Origin of the sequence: Kitasatospora sp. NPDC057198, assembly GCF_042670125.1 — a bacterium.
Classification (GTDB): domain Bacteria; phylum Actinomycetota; class Actinomycetes; order Streptomycetales; family Streptomycetaceae; genus Kitasatospora.
In genome coordinates this window covers 1-16388 of the sequence record NZ_JBHUWH010000147.1, presented here as the reverse complement: position 1 = coordinate 16388, position 16388 = coordinate 1, and the positions used below count along the sequence as shown (strand labels likewise).

19 protein-coding genes and 1 pseudogene are annotated in these 16388 nt (G+C 70.4%); 16 read left to right on the top strand and 4 right to left on the bottom strand.

Going from position 1 to position 16388, the window contains the following annotated elements; translation table 11 throughout:
- Positions 1 to 59: 59 nt before the first annotated feature.
- From ACFUEL_RS18475 to ACFUEL_RS18405, 15 genes are all read left to right on the top strand, one after another.
- Positions 60 to 356, top strand: coding sequence for a hypothetical protein (locus ACFUEL_RS18475; RefSeq protein WP_380237388.1), 297 nt, complete (start codon positions 60 to 62; stop codon positions 354 to 356).
- Positions 357 to 360: 4 nt separating this feature from the next.
- The gene (locus ACFUEL_RS18470; RefSeq protein ID WP_376052930.1) at positions 361 to 537 is read left to right on the top strand and encodes a hypothetical protein; all 177 of its coding nucleotides are present in this window, start codon (positions 361 to 363) and stop codon (positions 535 to 537) included.
- Positions 534 to 713: a hypothetical protein gene (locus ACFUEL_RS18465; protein ID WP_380237387.1), complete on the top strand. Its 180-nt coding sequence runs from the start codon at positions 534 to 536 to the stop codon at positions 711 to 713. The genes ACFUEL_RS18470 and ACFUEL_RS18465 overlap by 4 nt, the downstream gene beginning before the upstream one ends.
- Positions 713 to 1117: a hypothetical protein gene (locus ACFUEL_RS18460; RefSeq protein ID WP_380237386.1), complete on the top strand. Its 405-nt coding sequence runs from the start codon at positions 713 to 715 to the stop codon at positions 1115 to 1117. The genes ACFUEL_RS18465 and ACFUEL_RS18460 overlap by 1 nt, the downstream gene beginning before the upstream one ends.
- A 23-nt stretch (positions 1118 to 1140) precedes the next feature.
- A complete protein-coding gene (locus tag ACFUEL_RS18455; RefSeq protein ID WP_380237384.1) occupies positions 1141 to 2043 on the top strand; it encodes a toprim domain-containing protein in 903 nt (300 codons plus the stop codon).
- Positions 2025 to 3578 carry a phage/plasmid primase, P4 family gene (locus ACFUEL_RS18450; RefSeq protein WP_380237383.1) on the top strand — a complete coding sequence of 518 codons (1554 nt, stop codon included), beginning with the start codon at positions 2025 to 2027 and terminating at the stop codon, positions 3576 to 3578. Before ACFUEL_RS18455 ends, ACFUEL_RS18450 begins: the two co-directional genes overlap by 19 nt.
- 11 nt (positions 3579 to 3589) lie before the next feature.
- Complete coding sequence (locus ACFUEL_RS18445; RefSeq protein WP_380237382.1) at positions 3590 to 5449, top strand: DNA polymerase; 1860 nt, start codon at positions 3590 to 3592, stop codon at positions 5447 to 5449.
- Positions 5439 to 5885 (top strand): endonuclease domain-containing protein, encoded by a 447-nt coding sequence (locus ACFUEL_RS18440; RefSeq protein WP_380237381.1) that lies wholly within the window; start codon positions 5439 to 5441, stop codon positions 5883 to 5885. The genes ACFUEL_RS18445 and ACFUEL_RS18440 overlap by 11 nt, the downstream gene beginning before the upstream one ends.
- Positions 5886 to 6122: 237 nt before the next feature.
- On the top strand, positions 6123 to 6434 hold the full coding sequence (locus ACFUEL_RS18435) for a hypothetical protein (RefSeq protein WP_380237380.1): 312 nt from the start codon (positions 6123 to 6125) through the stop codon (positions 6432 to 6434).
- Between the two features lie 178 nt (positions 6435 to 6612).
- On the top strand, positions 6613 to 7665 hold the full coding sequence (locus ACFUEL_RS18430) for a hypothetical protein (protein ID WP_380237378.1): 1053 nt from the start codon (positions 6613 to 6615) through the stop codon (positions 7663 to 7665).
- Positions 7666 to 7723: 58 nt separating this feature from the next.
- Positions 7724 to 7900, top strand: a complete 177-nt coding sequence (locus ACFUEL_RS18425; RefSeq protein ID WP_380237377.1) for a hypothetical protein — start codon at positions 7724 to 7726, stop codon at positions 7898 to 7900.
- An 18-nt stretch (positions 7901 to 7918) separates the two neighbouring features.
- Positions 7919 to 8227 carry a hypothetical protein gene (locus tag ACFUEL_RS18420; protein WP_380237376.1) on the top strand — a complete coding sequence of 103 codons (309 nt, stop codon included), beginning with the start codon at positions 7919 to 7921 and terminating at the stop codon, positions 8225 to 8227.
- On the top strand, positions 8224 to 8391 hold the full coding sequence (locus ACFUEL_RS18415) for a hypothetical protein (protein WP_380237375.1): 168 nt from the start codon (positions 8224 to 8226) through the stop codon (positions 8389 to 8391). Before ACFUEL_RS18420 ends, ACFUEL_RS18415 begins: the two co-directional genes overlap by 4 nt.
- Positions 8375 to 8950 carry a hypothetical protein gene (locus ACFUEL_RS18410; RefSeq protein WP_380237374.1) on the top strand — a complete coding sequence of 192 codons (576 nt, stop codon included), beginning with the start codon at positions 8375 to 8377 and terminating at the stop codon, positions 8948 to 8950. The genes ACFUEL_RS18415 and ACFUEL_RS18410 overlap by 17 nt, the downstream gene beginning before the upstream one ends.
- On the top strand, positions 8947 to 9141 hold the full coding sequence (locus tag ACFUEL_RS18405; protein WP_380237373.1) for a hypothetical protein: 195 nt from the start codon (positions 8947 to 8949) through the stop codon (positions 9139 to 9141). Before ACFUEL_RS18410 ends, ACFUEL_RS18405 begins: the two co-directional genes overlap by 4 nt.
- A 70-nt stretch (positions 9142 to 9211) precedes the next feature.
- On the opposite strand, the gene ACFUEL_RS18400 is transcribed toward ACFUEL_RS18405, so the two are convergent.
- From ACFUEL_RS18400 to ACFUEL_RS18390, 3 genes and pseudogenes are all read right to left on the bottom strand, one after another.
- Entirely contained in the window at positions 9212 to 10798 is a 1587-nt protein-coding gene (locus ACFUEL_RS18400; protein ID WP_380237372.1) for a recombinase family protein, read from the bottom strand.
- A gap of 60 nt (positions 10799 to 10858) precedes the next feature.
- A pseudogene (locus ACFUEL_RS18395) lies at positions 10859 to 11539 on the bottom strand (chitinase); the annotation flags it as partial.
- 236 nt (positions 11540 to 11775) lie between these two features.
- Positions 11776 to 12483 carry a TetR family transcriptional regulator gene (locus tag ACFUEL_RS18390; RefSeq protein ID WP_380237371.1) on the bottom strand — a complete coding sequence of 236 codons (708 nt, stop codon included), beginning with the start codon at positions 12481 to 12483 and terminating at the stop codon, positions 11776 to 11778.
- A gap of 304 nt (positions 12484 to 12787) precedes the next feature.
- On the opposite strand from ACFUEL_RS18390, the gene ACFUEL_RS18385 reads away from it, so the two are divergent.
- The gene (locus tag ACFUEL_RS18385) at positions 12788 to 14293 is read left to right on the top strand and encodes an MFS transporter (RefSeq protein ID WP_380237370.1); all 1506 of its coding nucleotides are present in this window, start codon (positions 12788 to 12790) and stop codon (positions 14291 to 14293) included.
- An 87-nt stretch (positions 14294 to 14380) separates the two neighbouring features.
- On the opposite strand, the gene ACFUEL_RS18380 is transcribed toward ACFUEL_RS18385, so the two are convergent.
- Positions 14381 to 16000, bottom strand: a complete 1620-nt coding sequence (locus ACFUEL_RS18380; protein ID WP_380237369.1) for a cellulose binding domain-containing protein — start codon at positions 15998 to 16000, stop codon at positions 14381 to 14383.
- Positions 16001 to 16388 lie beyond the last annotated feature (388 nt).

Genomic DNA, 16388 nt, shown 5'->3' with positions numbered 1-16388 from the left:
CAGCGGGACCGGTCTCCTCGGAGGCCGGTCCCGCTCCCGTTTCCCGGAGAGAGAACCCCGTGCAGACCACGACCGGCACCGAGCCGATCCCGGCCCGCCTGATCAACCCGCTGGCCGCCACCGACCGCGCGCAGGAGATCATGCGCGCCGCCTTCCGCGACACCCCGCGCCGCCCGCAGAGCGGCACCCGCAACTCGCAGGCGAAGCTGACCGAACGCAAGGTCGCCGCGATCCGCCGCGCCGCCGACCTGGGCGCCAACCTCGCCGCGCTGGCCGAGGCGTTCGGCATCTCCGAACGGGCGTGCCGCCACATCGCCGACCGGACGTCCTGGTCGCACCTGCCCGAGCAGGGCTGAGCCGGTGAACGACACCACGACGCCGCTGTGGCGGATACCGCCCGACCAGCGCCGCACCGCGCTGCACGCCCGGACCCGGGCGCTGGCCGCCGAGGGCGCTCACCCGCGCCGCCTGCTGCGCGCCTCTGACGCCGCCCACACCGTCGACTTCCGCGAGGCCCGGCCGCCGGAGGAGACGTGACCTACCGCATCGGGCTGGGCATCGCCCCCGCGCTCGGCGACCTGCGCCGCGCCGGTCCCGGTGACCGGCTGCTGTTCCTGCACGACGCCCGCGAGCGCCCGGACTTCTCCCGCTACTGGGAGGCCGCCGGCCTGGCCGTTTTCCGGGGCGCGGCCCTCGCGGTGGTGACCGTCTAGTGGCCAACCGGAACAAGGCGAAGGGCACCGGCTGGGAAACCGCGGTGGCCGACTACCTGAACGAACAACTTGGCCAGTACCGGGAGTTGTGGAAGGGCGGGGACCGCGCCGTCCGCTGGAAGGACCCGCTGGACCCGGACAACGTCCGCCGCAACGTCCAGGAGGGCGGGGCCGACATCGGCGACCTCGGGGTGCGCCCGTTCGCCGGGGAGTGCAAGGCCGAGAAGTCGTACGACCTGGCCGGGTACGTCCGCCAGGCCGAGGCCGAGGCGAAGAACGCCGGGATGCCGTTCGGCGTCGCGTACGTGAAGCGCCCCCGCGCCCGGACCGAGGACGGGTACGCCGTCACCTCGATCCGCACGCACGCCGCGATCGTCCGCGCGCTGCGGGAGGCCGGTTACTAACAGAAGAGGAGAGAGCCGTGCGCATGTCGGCGATCCTGGACCGCCTGGAGGAGTGGCGGGACTACCAGAGCGGCGAGTGGGTCGCCCGCTGCCCGGCCCACGACGACGGCAAGCCGTCGCTGTGGATCAACCTGAAGACGTCCGGCATGGTGGGTCTGGCCTGCCGCGCCGGGTGCGCCTTCGAAGACATCGTCGCCGGGATGGGGCTGCTGCCGAGGCACCTGTTCAACGTCGACCCTGCGGGCTTGGTCGCCGTCGCCGAGGCCCGGCCCGAACCCGCCTCGCCGTTCCTGACGGCTGGGCTGCGGGTGTGGTTGGACTCCCTGCCGGCCGGTGACGACGCCGCTCCGGCTGTCGGCTACGCGCAGCACCGTTTCGGCCTGCCGGTGGCCGAGCAGGACCGGCTGGGCCTGCGCTGGTGGCCGGGTCCGCAGCCGTGCCCCGAGTGGGTGCCGACCTCGTTCGTCCGGTATCCCCGCCTCGTCGTGCCGATGGCCGACTTCGCGGGAGTGGCCAGGGGCGCCCAGGGCCGGGACCTCTCGGGGCGCTGCCCCGGCCGGTGGATCTCGCTGGCCAACCCGGACGGGTTCGAGTGGCAGCGCTTCGGGGTGTTCCCCGGGCCGGACCCGTCCGCGCCGTGGGTGGTCGCCGAGGGCCTGTCGGACCCGCTGGCGATCGTCGCCGATGGCTACAACGCCGTGGGGGTGCGTGGGGCCGCGCTGCTCAACAACGACCCCAGCACGCTGGACGCGCTGGCCGCCGGACTGGCCGGCCGCGACGTGCGGGTGTGCGGCGACAACGACCGCTCCGGCCGGGAGTTCACCCGGACCATCCTCGCCGCCCTCCACCAACGGGAGGTGACCGCCCGGCAGTTGACGCTGCCCGAGGGCTTCAAGGACTACGCAGTATGGAGAGAGACCCGATGACGGCGTACGCCATCGACAGCCTGACCGCCCCCTACGCGCCGGAGAAGGCGGCGCTGACGCTGCCCCCGGCCAAGGCGGTGGCCGCCTACCGCGAGGCGGCGTCCCGGTACGGGGCGAGCGACATCGTCAACGCCCACGCCCTGGTGCAGTACACCAAGAACGGTATCCGCTACGCCGACGGCGTGGGCTTCCACTGCTGGTCGGGGACGCACTGGGTGCGCTCGGAGGTGCTGGTGCGCCAGGCCGCCCACGACCTCGGCGCGGCGATGGTCGAGACCCTGGCCAGGGAGAAGGCGGTCATCCGCGAGGCCCTGGCACTCAAGCTGGCCGGGGACGCGCTGGATGCCGAGTACGAGAAGCAGGTCGCCGCGCTCCCGCTGGCGAAGGCCGCGAAGGGCTTCACCATGGCGAGGCGCATTGACGACCTGATGCGCGAGCTGGCGTCGGTGCGCGGGGTGAACTGCTCGGTGGACGACTTCGACCACCAGCCGCACCTGCTGAGCTTCGCCAACGGGACCGTGGACCTGCGCACCGGCATCCTCCGCCCGCACGACCCGGCGGACATGTTGACCAAGTCGCTGCCGTGGGACTACAACCCGCAGGCGAAGGCCCCGCGCTGGCTGCGGTTCCTGGACGAGGTGTTCCCCAACGAGCCGCTGATGCCCGCCTACATCCACCGCCTGTGCGGGTACGGCATCACGGGCAGCACGGCGGAGCAGGCGTTCGCCGTGCTGGTCGGTGTCGGCGCGAACGGCAAGTCGGTCTTCCTGGACACCTTGTCGTACGTGTTCGACGCGCTGTCCGAGACGACCAGGTTCGAGACGTTCGAAGACCGGGGCAGTTCGATCCCCGCCGACCTGGCCGCGCTGCGCGGGGCCCGGATGGTGATGGCCAGCGAGGGCGAGGCCGGGAAGCCGATGAGCGAGTCCGTGCTGAAGCGCGCCACCGGCAGCGACAAGCTGACCGCCCGCTTCATGCGTGAGAACTTCTTCACCTACCAGCCGACTTTCCTCCTGTGGCTGGCCTCCAACCACACCCCGGCCTTCCGCTCGCAGGACGCCGGCCTCTGGCGCCGGGTGAAGCTGATCAAGTTCGACCGCTTCTTCAAGCCGGACGAGCGGGACCACTCGATCTTCGAGACGCTGCGTGGGGAGGCCGAGGGCATCGCCGCCTGGGCAGTCGCCGGGGCCGTCGCCTGGTACGCCGAGGGCCTGAAGGAGCCCGACTGCATCAAGACCGCCACCTCCAACTTCAAGGAGAACTCGGACGCGCTGGCGGAGTTCCTGACGGACGTCCTGGTGAAGGTCGACAGCGACAAGAGCCACGTCCCGAGCCAGGACGCTTACACCGCGTACCGCGACTGGTGCGAGGCCCAGGGCGAGAAGGCGTGGACCCGCCGCGGATTCATCTCCGCGCTGGACGAGCGCGGTATCCGCCAGCACCGCATGACCCGGGGTCGGGTGCTGCTGGGCGTGCGCTTCGCCGACCAGCCGCCCGCCGGGCCGGGCGTCTTCGACACCACCACCGACTACTAGGAAGCGAGCACATGCGGGTACACCCGTACCGACTGGCCGGAGAGCCGGTCGAGATCAAGGTCCCCGAACGGGCGGCCGACCTGCGGGAGTTCCGCACCTGGTGGACCGCCCACGCGGCGGCCGGCACCCTGCTCGGCTTCGACACCGAGACCACCGGCCTGGCGTGGACGGACCGAATACGGCTCGTCCAGCTCGGCGACACCCGCACCGCGTGGGTGATCCCCGTCGAACTCGGCGGCCCGTTCCGCCCCGCTGCGATCGAAGCCCTGGCCGCGCTGCCCAACCTCGTCGCGCACAACCTGAGCTTCGACGCGCTGAAGGTCGACACCGAGTTCGGTATCCGGCTCGAAGACCTCTACCCGCGAGCCCAGGACTCCCGGGTGGCCGCCCACCTTCTCGACAGCCGCCACGACTACGAGGGTGGCGTCGGCCTGTCGCTCAAGCCCCTCTCGGCCTGGTACGTCGACCCGGCCGCGCCCGACACCCAGGGCGACCTGACGAAGGTGTTCAACGGGCTCGGGCTGACCAAGGCGACCGGGTGGGCGGGCATCAGCCTGTCGCACCCCACCTTCGAGCTGTACGCCGGTCTCGACGCCTTGCTCGCCGCCCGGCTGCTGCCCAAGCTGCTGGAGCGCTACCGGGCCGAGGGTCTGCGCTCGGCGCTGCTGCCGTACGAGCATCAGCTCGCCCTGGTGTGCGCTAAGTTGCAGCGCACCGGCATGCTGGTCGACCCCGAGTACACGGAGGGGCTGGTCGGTCGCCTCGCGGACGAGAAGGAGAGGTTCGCCGCGGTGGCCGCCCGCTTCGGCGTGGACTCCGTGAACTCGCCCGACCAGGTGGCCGGCGCGCTGCTCGGGATGGGCGAGCGGCTGACGGAGAAGACGGACAGCGGTGCGCTGTCGGTCGCCAAGGAGGTGCTGCTGCCGCTGGCGGACCTCGACCAGGACTGGAAGCGGCTCGGCATGCGCGAGCCCAACGCACTCGCGGACGCCGTCCTCCGGGCGAAGAGGGCGGGCAAGTGGTCGACCAGCTACGCCCAGGCGATGCTGGCGGGCCGCGACAGCCACGACCGCATCCACCCGAAGATCAACCCGTTGGGTGCCCAGACCGGGCGCGCCTCGCACTCCGACCCCGCGATGGCCCAACTTCCCTCCCACGGTTGGGAGATCCGCCGCAGCGTGGTCGCCGAGCCGGGGCACATGTACTTCTCCGTCGACCAGCAGGCCGTCGAACTGCGGGTGCTGGCCGCACTGTCCGGGGAGTCCCGGATGATCCGGGCCATCGCCTCGGGCGCGGACCTGCACGGGTTCGCCGCCGAGATGATGTTCGGCACCGGCTACACGAAGGCCCAGCGCACCCTGGCGAAGATCGCCGGACTCGGCACCGCCTACCAGGGCGGGGCCGCGACGCTGGCCAAGCAGACCGGCCAGCCGGTGGACGTCATGCGCGACACCCTCCAGCGCTACAGCCGGGCCTTCCCCGGCATCAAGCGGTGGGCGCGGAAGATGCAGCGCACCGCGCTCGCGGAGAAGTGCACGATGACCACCATCACCGGCCGGCGGCTGCACCTGGACCGCGACAAGCTCTACAAGTCGGTGGCCTACGCCTGCCAGTCGACCGCCCGCGACACGATGGGGCAAGCCCTGATCACGATGGACAAGCAGGGCCTCACCCCGTACCTGACCATGTGGGTGCACGACGAGGTGGTGGGCACCGCCCCGAAGAAGGAGGCCGCGGACGTCGCCCGCGCGTGCGCCGAGGCGATGAAGATGAACCTGCTCGGGGTGCCGCTGGACACCGACGCCGAGGTCTACGGCCCGAGCTGGGCCGACGGCTACGGCCTGCCGAAGGAGTGGGCCTATGCCGCGTGAACCGGAGAGCGCGCACACCCAGTTCTGCGAGGCGTGCGACGACGAGAAGCCCCTCGGTCAGTTCGGCAAGCGCAAACGCGCCCCCAACGGGCGGGCGAACGTCTGCCGGCCATGCGTGAAGGCCGCCAACCACAAGGCCAACCGCGACCCGCAGGTGGTCCGCAAACGCCGCGACGCCCGGCTGCGCCGCCTCTACGGGATCACCCTGGCCGACTACGAACGGATGGGCCGACAGCAGCGCTGGCGCTGCGCGATCTGCGGACAGAAGGCCGCCGCCGGGGACCGCCTGGTGGTCGACCACGACCACGACAAGCCGCACGGCCAAGCCGTCCGCCGCCTGCTGTGCCGGGGGGAGAACAGCGCTCTCGGTCATTTCGGCGACTCCTCCGGTCGTCTCGACAAAGGGGCCGACTACCTGCGCAAGCACGGCAAGTGAAGCCGGTCACACCTCGCCTTAACGTTCCGTGAAGATTGCAGGTAAATGGGGCAGTCGGGACCTTTTCCTTGGGGAAAAGGTCCCGGTTTAGATGTTGCGAAGGTCATTCAGGATATCTAATGTCCAGGTAAATAGTTTCTCTACGAACACTCTTGATCACACCCGGAGGGCCAGATGAAGTGCGGCGGCCGATCGCGTGCTACCGGCCGCTTCTGCATGCTCCGGCGCCTGGCCAAGGTGCGACGACTGATCGCCCAAATCATCAACCGCGAACACTACATGCAGATCCAACGAGCCATGGGCCTCACCAGCACTCGCTGCGTCATGCAAGAGCTGGCGCTGCGCGAGGCCCGCGTCTCCTGCCTGCTGTGCCTCGCCCTGCGGGCCTTAGTCAACCTGCTTCACATCTACAGGGCCGTTAGTCCCGACGGTGGGCGCGCGGTCTACGAGCGTCTTCCCGTCTTTGACCTACCCCATCACATGGCCCTCTTTGCCTGCGACCTCGCGCGAGCTGATTCTCCGGCCCACCGAGGCGCAGTGATTTCCTAATACCAACGGTCGCTCCAGCGGCCGTCTTTAGGCCCCTGCCGATCGGCTGAAACCCAACGGCAGGGGCCTCTTCGTGCCCCGATTCGGCCGTCGTGCCGGACGGGGCTTTTCCATGCCCTGAGCCCGCCTGCGATAGCGCACGCCCTCTCTTCTGATCTGTACACGTCAAGGAACTTCCATGCCTTCCCCCTGCATCCCCTCCTCCCTGATCCGCCAGGCCCAGACCCCGAAGCCGCTGACCGCTCTGACCGGCATGGGCAAGCTCGACCGGGGCCGCGTCGCCACGGAGGAGATCCTGAACGACCTGGAAGGCATTGCCCGTTCCGTCTCCCGGAAGCGGGCCCAGCAGATGGAGGGCGACAGCCACCAGGCCGCCCAGGACATCGCTCAGGAGATGCGGCTGAGCTTCTGGCGCGCCATCCACTCGTGGGACGTGGACGGCGAGAACACGGCCGAGTTCACCTCGTATGCCTTCCAGCGGGCCAAGCTGGACGGCCGCGCGGCGGCCACCCGCGAGGCCGCCCCCGGTGTGGCCCGGGACGCCGCCGCCTCCTTCATGGGCGCGCTCTCCCGCTCGGGCGGGGACTTCGCCGCCGCGAAGGAGGAACTGACCGGCCACCCGGACGCCAAGCGCCGCTTCTCCCCGGAGCAGGCCGACCTTGTCGCCGCCGCGTTCGACCGCCCCCTCCAGATCGCCGCCGTGCCGGAGAGCATGCTCGAAGCGTCCGCCGCACAGGACCCGGACCGCCTGGTCGAGTACACCCCGCTTGGCACCACCCCCCGAGCCGCCCGCCTCCACCTCGCGGTCAAGGACGGCCGGCCGGTCGTCCGCGCGGCCACCCGCGAGGGCTGGTGCACCGACCTCCAGCCCTCCCTGGCGCACAACCCCCTCGAAGTCTCGCGGGACGCCGTGCGCTGCAAGGGGGTTCGGGTCACAGGCGCCAAGCGTGGAAAGCAGGCCAGCGGCGCGATCATTGACCGCCAGGCCGACGCCGAGACCAGCGCCCGGTTCGCTGCCGCCTCCGAGGTGAAGGCCGCGGAGCTGCTGGCCGCCATGTCTCCGACCGAGGCCGACATTGCGCGCCTGGCGTTCGGATTCGACGGCCCGCCGATGCTCACCGACACCGGCAAGCTCGACGCAACCGCGATAGCCGAGGCCCTGGGCAAGACGCCCGGCACCGTGAAGGCCACGTGGTCCCGCGCCCTGAAGAAGATGCGGACCGCAGCGTGAACCAGGGCGTTAACCGGCCCGGCTCAACCCTTCCGAACCCTCACGGAAGGAAAGCGCGATGACCTCCCCAGTCGGTACCTACGAACTGCGCGGCGGCGCAACCCTGCGCGTCTTCGCCGACCACGGCGACAGCGACGGCTACAGGCTGGAGATCACCCGCGACGGCCACACCGTCCGATACGACGGCGGCCACTCCGCCCGCGAAGTCCAGGCGTTCCTGGGCCTGTTCACCTGATCCAGGAGAGAGAACACCATGATCGAGACCACCGAACACAAGGCCACCCTGACCGTCCGCCACGGTTCCGTCGTCGGCGTGCGGAACGAGCGGCTGGGCGGCGTACTGGCGCTGACCGTCGGCGAGCAGACCACCCGCCCGGCCCGGCTCGACGCCGACCAGTGCCGCACCCTGGCCGCCTACCTCATCCGCCAGGCCGGCGCGCTGGACAACGCCACGACGGCCGACCGCGCCACCGCGCCGACCACCCGCAGGACCCCGGGGCTGTACGACCGTCCGACCCCGCGCCCGCTGGTCGGCATCGACTCGCACTGGGAGAAGCGGTGACCCGCGCCGAGGCCCTGGACCTCGCGCAGAAGACCGTCACCGCGATGGCCACCAACACCCGCGGCTACCAGGACCAACCTTTCGACGCCCGGGTGAGCGCCGTCCTGCGCATCGCCAACTTCCTCGCCCCGACCGGAGAGACCACCAATGACCACCGCGACTGAGACCGCCCGCCCCGACGAACAGCGCTTCCCCTGCAAGTACGACGGCCCCGAGGACTACGCCCGGCTGCACGTAGACGCCGAAGGCGACATCGGGCTGCTGGTGCGCTCCGCCAACGTCACCGCGTCGATCTACCTGAACCCGGAGATCGCCGACCTCCTCAGCGGCAGTCTCACCCAGGCCGCGTTGCAGTCCCGCGACACCCTCAAGGAAATCCAGCGCGTCCGCGCGGAGGAGGCCGCCGCCGCACTGCGCGTCGGAGAACTGGACGCCGCTCGCCAGGCCGAACAGTCCCGCCAGGCCGGACAGCCCTACCTGGTGGCCGGCGGCTCGACATCGCCCACCGAACTGCCGCCGAACACCCTCACCCTCGTCCCCGTCCCGGAGGCGGCCCCCGAGCCCTCACAGCCGCCGACGTTCGCCGACGTGATGCTGCCCGCAAACGACACCACCGCCGAGCGGGAGCGGGCGTTCCTCCGGGCAGCCGAACTGCTGGGCCCGGACGCCGGAGTGGCCTCCAAGATCGCCATGGCGAACTACCTGCTGAAGGGCTCAGCGTGAGCCCCCCCGTGGTCCGCGCCGTCGTCCATCAGGCCGCCCGTGCCTACGAGGCCCGGACCCCGGCAGGCGAACGAGTGATCGTCATCGAGACCGAACACGCCTCGCCCGGCCAGCTCACCCGAACGACCATCCCTCTCCCCGAGCACATCGCGCTCGAACTCGTCACCGACATCGAGTCCATCGGCTGGTGACACCCCCACTACGCCCAGGCCCCCGGCCGGCACTGTTGCAACAGTGCTGACCGGGGGCCATTTTTGCGTTTCAGGACTTATTTCGGCGCTGTTGGCCCTTCTCCTGTGAGGCTTCCCATCCGCGCGGTGTCTTCCACACGATGTGCAAGCGCTCCGCATTGAAGCGCGCACCCTGGTATGGGGCCTTTTTTAGGAACACCTTGTCGATTGCCAGCCGCAGCAACTTCCCTCTGTAGATGTCATCCGATCCCTCCCAAAGTTGCGTGCAGCGGGCAGGGTCAGTGAGCACCGAAATGTCTGCCATCGGCTTCGCCAGCGCTTCCCACTCCCGTCGCGCATCTTCCAGATCCTCTACGGCCGACCGGCGCATCTTGATGTATGTAGCTTCTCCGTCTCGGCCTGGATAAGCTCCGGCAGCCTCCAGGCGGTCAATACGCGCCACTGCCTCTTCTGCAAGCTTCAGTTGCCCACGGGCTTCTACTTCCCTCTGGCTTTCCTCTGGCTGGGACAACTCGACCCAGTTTTCCGCGACAGCCAACAGAGTCGGGTCCATCGGGTCCGCTGTCGAAAGCTTCGTGACCAACGCCTCTGCCAGGGCCTTGACCACGACCGTCCGCATGGCGCTCGCGGGCTCCGGACAGTCCACCATCCCAGCGTTGGCCCTGCTGCACCGGAAAGAGTGTGAGTGGACCGTAGCCAGATGCCCCGTTTTGGGATTGCGGCCTCCGCCTTCACACCAAATCAGCCCCGAGCCCGGAGAATGTTCGGCAGGCTTTGACCGCTCTCCTGTTGGCAGGTTCTTCCGTCGCTCGATATTGGCTGCAATGCGTCGATGCTTGTCCCAGGTCTCCTGCGGAATTCCTTCTACTCCCTTAGCGAAGACTCGTACCTTTTTGCCCTTGGCGTTCACATAGATTTGCGGGCGGCCCTTCACCAAGATGATCTGCCATCCGAGATACACCGGGTCTCGAAGAATGTTGCCGACCAGGGACGGAAGCACCGGGCCCCCTCGCGGCCCCCGGTACCCGTCGATGGACAAGCCCTTTGCGATCTGCCGATTCGACGCGCCTTCAGCGGCCTCGTTGTGAATGCGTTCGATCATCGGCCAGAGCTTGTCGTGCTTGAGTTTTCGCTTCTTCGTGACCTTCAGCCCGATCGGCGCAAACGCGAGCCACTTGCCTTCTTCGCGCTGCGCAGCTTTGGTGTCCCTGACCTTCTCGGAGAGCACCCGGCTGTACTCGCGGTCGCGCTCGGCGTCCTCAATGATCCGGCGACGGTCCTCGGGGCGCTCCGTGTCGAGCCCGTTGATGTCGAAGACCAGTCGCTTGCCTGGAGTGTCCAGGACCTTCAGCACGTCACCCGCGCCCTTGCGGGTGTAACGCGAAGAGTCGTACGCCCACAGGCAGTCCGACTCGCCTTCGAGCAGTGCGCGAACGGCTGCGTCAAACTCCGGACGCTTCACGGTTAGCTTGTACGCGCTCAGATTCTCGCGGAAGATCTTGCGGACCGTGGCCTGGTTCTTCTTGGCCCATGCCCGGCCCCTCGCCTCCTGTGCCTTCAGCGACAGGATGTCTTGGGTTGCCGTACCCCGGACGGCCTGCGACTTCCGCAACAGCAGGTCAACGTACTTCACCGGCTCGGTGGCCTTGCGCGCCATAGTTCCACTCTCCAGTCAGCGGTGCGCGCCCGCATCCTGGAGATGCAAGGCTGACTACACGCCCTGGGACTTCGCCTCCAGCAGCATCTGGGTGCCGAACCAGCCGGTGCCGGCGTTGGTGCCCGCGGTGGTGATGGAGATGTAGATGCCCGGGTTGTTCTGCTGCAGGATCCGGGCCGCGCCGATCTCGTTGTGGATGGCGGCGGTGTTCTCGTACTCGGGCTCCTCGAGGTCGAAGTCGATCGCCTTGAGGTCGTACTTGGTGACGACCTTCTGGTACGCGGCGGCGGTCGCCTCCGGGGTGCCGCAGGTCTGGCCGAGCTTGGTGCCGCCGTAGCCGCCCACCGACACCGAGACGTCGCCGCCCTTGTTGCGGATGGTCTGGATGACGGCCGGCATCGTGGTGTCGGTGTCGATCGAGGACGTGCCGCCCCAGGACGGGCTGCAGGTGTTGCCCTGGGCCAGGATGAAGGCGAGCTGGAACGCCTTCTGGCCGGTGGCGTCCATCACGGCGGCGGCGTCCGGCGGGCTGTTGTCCTCCGGCATCAGGTACGGCGCGGAGGCGTACCAGTTGGAGCCGAGCCCGCCCGTGGTGGCGGCGTTGGCCGAGCCGGAGGTGGCGACGGCCGAGACGGCGCCGGCCAGCAGGCCGAACACGGACAGGGCGACCGCGGCGGCGCGCCGCGTGCGGTGCGGCCGGGCCGGGGCGGCGGGGGTGTGTGGGGGAAGTGCGCGTTCCATCGAGGACCTCTCCGGGGGGTGGCGAGGACGGCGGCCCGGACGCGCGGGAGGTGGGGGTGCGCGGCCGGGCCAACGGTCGGATGCCTGGCCGAGGTTGACGTGACTGCCACTGGTATAGACCTGTGCCGGGGCGCCGTCAACCCTTGCCGCCGCATCCGGGGAGGTCCGTCCAGAACGCGGTCAAATCCCGGTAAAGCACAGGTCAAAGCGGGTGGGGCGGGTTCGTCGACGATCCGTCAGGCGGCGGGCAGGTAGGACTCCAGGCCGCGCAGGAACACCTCGATCTTGAAGGCGTAGCGCTCGTCGCCCTCGCCCGTCACCATGGTGTCCGCCATCCGCTGCAGGTTCGGGAAGCGGTCGGCGGGGAGCGCCAGCAGGAAGCCGTGCAGCTGGCCGAAGTACTCGCCGATGTCCGTCCCCCGGGCGATCCGGTCCGCGTACACGGACGCCTCGTACGCGTCGGTGTCGATCAGCTGGCCGAGCCCGTCCAGCGCCCAGGCGGCGACCTGGGGCGGCATGCCGACCCGCAGCAGCAGGTCGAGCAGGAACTCGGTGATGCCCAGCTGGCTCTCGCCCAGCGGGATACTGCCCAGCGACACCAGCGAGACGTCCCGGTGGGAGGTCAGCACCCGCTGCGCCTCGAAGCAGATCTCGGTGATCTGCTCCTTCCAGCGCTCGGGCTCCGGCCGGGCCGGCATCCGGATCTCGGAGACCACCCGCTCCAGCACCAGGTCGAGCAGTTCCTCCTTGTTGGAGACGTGCGCGTACAGCGAGGCGGGGCCGGTGCCCAGCTCCTGGGCGACCCGGCGCATCGTCACTCCGGACAGGCCCTCGGCGTCCAGCACCCGGACCGCGGTCTCCACGATCAGCGAGCGGCTGAGCGGCTGACGCGGTTCCGCCTTGCGGGGCTTGTGCCACGGGATCTCGGGCATCTGCGCGGACATCTGGTCACCTGTTTTCGCTGAACGTTCCGTCGGCGATCATCGTACTCCGAACGAACGCCGTTCGACGGGGCCCGGTCGGGGTCGGACCGGGGGCGGACCAGGAGCGGAGCGGGGCGGCCCGGAGGCGGGCCGGGGACGACCCGGGGGCGGCCCGGAGGCGGGTCGGGGTCGGAGTGGGGGAGAAGTCAGGGTTAATCCGTTTGACGGGAACGGCGCTCGACTCGTAGAACAGTGTTCGTCCAAGAAAACACCGTTCAATCGCGCGGCCCCCGTCCTCCGCGCCTGGTAGCAAACAGGAGCTGTCATGACCGACGCGGTCGGCCCCACCACCGCGGCGCTGCCCTCCGGCGCCGCCGAACCCTACCGCTGGCGCTGGGTCGCGCTGTTCGTCATCCTCGCCGCCGAGGTGATGGACCTGCTGGACTCACTGGTGACCAACATCGCCGCCCCCGCGATCCGGGCGGACATCGGCGGCGGCGAGTCCACCATCCAGTGGCTCGGCGCGGCGTACACGCTGGCGATGGCCATCGGCCTGATCACCGGCGGCCGGCTGGGCGACATCTTCGGCCGCCGCCGGATGTTCATGATCGGCGCGGCCGGGTTCACCCTCGGTTCGCTGGCCTGCGGCCTGGCCCAGGAGCCCTGGCAGCTGGTCGCCGCCCGGGTGCTGCAGGGCCTGCTGGGCGCGGTGATGCTGCCCCAGGGCCTCGGCATCATGAAGGAGATCTTCTCGCCCAAGGAGCAGGGCGCGGCCTTCGGCATGTTCGGCCCGGTGATGGGCCTGTCGACGGTCGGCGGCCCGATCCTGGCCGGCTGGCTGGTCGACGCGGACCTCGCGGGCACCGGCTGGCGGATGATCTTCCTGATCAACATCCCGCTGGGCCTGTTCGCCTTCATCGGCGGCCGGGTCTTCCTGCCCGCCCGGGGGCAGGGCCCGACCGTCCGGCTCGACCTGGTGGGCGCGCTGCTGGCCGCCCTCGGCGCGGCCACGGTCATCTACCCGCTGGTCCAGGGCCGCGAGCACGACTGGCCGCTGTGGGCGTTCGCGCTGCTGGCGCTCGGCGTGGCGGTGTTCGGCCTGTTCGGCTGGTACGAGGCGCGCCGCAAGGCGTCCGGCACCGACCCGCTGGTGGAGCCCAGCCTGTTCGCCAAGCGCGGCTTCAGCGGCGGCATGGCGCTCGGCCTGGTCTTCTTCACCGCGATGACCGGCTTCTGGCTGACGTTCAGCCTGTACACCCAGCTCGGCCTGCACTACAGCGCCTTCAAGTCCGGCCTGACGGGCATCCCGTCCTCGATCGGCATGGTGGTCGCGTTCATCGCCTCCCAGGCGCTGCAGAAGTACGGCCGCAAGGTGATGCACGTGGGCCTGGTGGTGATGCTGGCCGGCGTGCTCGGCCTGATGTACACCCTGCACAGCCAGGGCCTGGGCGTCACGCCGTGGCAGATGGTGCCCGCGCTGACGGTCAGCGGTCTGGGCATGGGCCTGGTGATGGCCCCGTTCTTCGGCATGGTGCTGGCCTCGGTCGAGCCGCACGAGACCGGTTCGGCCTCGGGCACGCTGACGTCGGTGCAGCAGCTCGGCGCGGCCCTGGGCAGCGCCATCCTGGGCACCGTCTTCTTCGAGCGCCTGAAGACGGCCGACTTCGCCAGTGCCGAGCAGGTCACCCTGTGGGCCGAGGTCGGCCTGCTGGTGGCGGTCTTCGCCGCGATCTTCCTGCTCCCGATGCACGGCCGCCCCGAGCACGAGGGCGCCGAGGAGGCCGGCCCCGAGGGCGCCCTGCGCGCGGAGGGCGAGCACCAGCCCGCCTGACGCCCCTGACGCCCCTGACGCCCCTGACGGGCCGGGGCCCGGAGCACGCCGCTCCGGGCCCCGGCCCCGTTCGCGTCCGGGGCCGGATCAGCCCTGGTAGGCCGCGAAGAGCTTGGAGAACTGGTACGGCGTCTGCGGGACGTTGGTGCACTTGGGCAGCGAGCCGGTGCAGGCGTTGGCGTCCCGGGTCATCTCCCAGAAGGCCAGTTCGCCGAGGTGGTTCTGCTGGGCGAAGGAGATCAGCTGCTGCGCGTCGGTGAGGCCGAACACCTCGGAGGCGGTGTCGTTCTGGCCGAGCATCGGGGTGACGCCGACCATGGCGTACGCCTGGGCGTCCGTCAGGTCGGTCCACACCGAGCGGATCTGCGCCTGGGTGGACTGCGCGGACTGGATCGCGTAGGCGCCCATCTTGCCGGCCGGGCTCGGGGCGGCCCAGTCGCCGAAGTCCATCGCCATCACGTTGACCAGGTCGACGGACAGGCCGGCGTTCTTGGCGGACTGCAGGATGTAGACGCCATCCGCGGTGAGGCCGCTGGGCAGCACCGGCAGGGTCAGGCTGACCTTCAGGTCGCGGCCCTTGGCCCGCTGGGCGGCCTGGACCTGGGCGAGCGCTGCGGAGCGGCGGTCGACCGAGGCGTGGTCGGTGACGGCGGTGCCCTCGATGTCGAAGTCGACGCGGTCCAGCGCGTAGACGTCCACGACCTTCTGGTACTGCGCGGCCAGCGCAGCCACCGTGGTGCAGGACTGGGCGAGTTCGGTGCCGTTGGCGCCGCCGAAGGACGGGCGGACGTCGCCGCCCGCGTCCCGGATCGCGTCCATGTCGGCCTTGTTCCAGCCGGTGGCCGGGTCGTACGCGCCGAACCAGCTGGCGGTGCACGGCTGGCCGCCGTTGATGATGAACGCCAGCGAGAACTCCTTGAGGCCGCTGGCGGCGGAGAGCGCGGGCAGACTCGGGGTCGGGTAGGCGCCGAGGTCGACGTAGGGGGCGGCGGTGCCGGCGCTGGTGCCGGTGCCCGCGGTGGCGGTGACGGCCGCGGACTTCGCGGACTCGTTGCCCGCCGCGTCGAAGGCGGTGACGGTGAAGGTGTGGCTGCTGCCCTGGAGCAGGCCGCGGACGGTGGCCGAGGTGCCGGTCACGGTGGCGACCGCCGTGGTGCCCTCGTACACGTGGTAGCCGGCCACCGCGGTGTTGTCGGTGGCGGCCGTCCAGCCGAGGGTGACGCTGCCCGGCCCGGTGCCCGTCGAGCGCGGGTTGCCGGGGACGGACGGCGCGGCGGTGTCGGCGGGGGCGCCGGCGCACGGCTGGTTGTTGATCGTGCAGTTCAGCGGGGCGCTCTGCACGGCGCCGGTGGTGACGCCGAAGCCCACCGCGGGGGCGGCGGCGCCGGGGGCCAGCGGGGCGGCCCAGCCGGGGGAGGCCACCGTGTAGTGGGTGCCGGTGGAGGTGGTGGTCGAGGTCAGCGTGCCGTTCCACAGGCTGGAGACGCTCTCACCGGTCGGCAGGTCGAAGGAGAGTGACCAGCTGTTGACGGTGGTGTTGGTGTGGTTGGTCACGGTGTACGTGGCCTGGAAGCCGTTCGACCAGCTCTGGGTGACCGCGTAGTCGGCGGTCAGGCCGGACACGCCGGCCGCTCCGGCGGCGGTGGCGCCCAGCGGCGCGGCGATCAGGGCCGCGGCCGCGGCGAGGGAGAGGGTGACGCGCCTCATGGGCGAGTCCTCCTTGACGGTGTGGGGGGACGGGTGGGGGCCGTGCTCGGGTGCGGGAGCGCACTCAATGTGGTCCAGACCAATCCGGGTCGTCAAGGCGAAGTCCTGCGGTTTTGCAAGGAGTTGACGCTTCAAATCGGTGCGATCAAGTCTGTCGGGGCGGCGCGGGGCGGCGCGGGGCGGCGCGGGCCGGCGTGGGGGTGGGCCGGGGGGCGCCGGAGGGCGCGGCCCCCGAAGTGTGGGGGAAGGGGCCGCGCCACCCGCCTGACCCAGGTCAGGCGTTCATGGGCCGTCGGGCGGAGGCGGCGGTGCCGGCGGTGTCGGCGGTGCCGACGGCGGGGGTGGTGGTGGCCGGGGCGCCCGCGTCCGCAGGGCGGGCGGCGAGCGG

Coding starts and splice junctions, on each gene's coding strand:
- ACFUEL_RS18455 (WP_380237384.1), top strand. CDS start 1,141: ATGTCGGCGATCCTGGACCGCCTGGAGGAGTGGCGGGACTACCAGAGC.
- ACFUEL_RS18450 (WP_380237383.1), top strand. CDS start 2,025: ATGGAGAGAGACCCGATGACGGCGTACGCCATCGACAGCCTGACCGCC.
- ACFUEL_RS18445 (WP_380237382.1), top strand. CDS start 3,590: ATGCGGGTACACCCGTACCGACTGGCCGGAGAGCCGGTCGAGATCAAG.
- ACFUEL_RS18440 (WP_380237381.1), top strand. CDS start 5,439: ATGCCGCGTGAACCGGAGAGCGCGCACACCCAGTTCTGCGAGGCGTGC.
- ACFUEL_RS18430 (WP_380237378.1), top strand. CDS start 6,613: ATGCCTTCCCCCTGCATCCCCTCCTCCCTGATCCGCCAGGCCCAGACC.
- ACFUEL_RS18425 (WP_380237377.1), top strand. CDS start 7,724: ATGACCTCCCCAGTCGGTACCTACGAACTGCGCGGCGGCGCAACCCTG.
- ACFUEL_RS18420 (WP_380237376.1), top strand. CDS start 7,919: ATGATCGAGACCACCGAACACAAGGCCACCCTGACCGTCCGCCACGGT.
- ACFUEL_RS18410 (WP_380237374.1), top strand. CDS start 8,375: ATGACCACCGCGACTGAGACCGCCCGCCCCGACGAACAGCGCTTCCCC.
- ACFUEL_RS18400 (WP_380237372.1), bottom strand. CDS start 10,798: ATGGCGCGCAAGGCCACCGAGCCGGTGAAGTACGTTGACCTGCTGTTG.
- ACFUEL_RS18390 (WP_380237371.1), bottom strand. CDS start 12,483: ATGTCCGCGCAGATGCCCGAGATCCCGTGGCACAAGCCCCGCAAGGCG.
- ACFUEL_RS18385 (WP_380237370.1), top strand. CDS start 12,788: ATGACCGACGCGGTCGGCCCCACCACCGCGGCGCTGCCCTCCGGCGCC.
- ACFUEL_RS18380 (WP_380237369.1), bottom strand. CDS start 16,000: ATGAGGCGCGTCACCCTCTCCCTCGCCGCGGCCGCGGCCCTGATCGCC.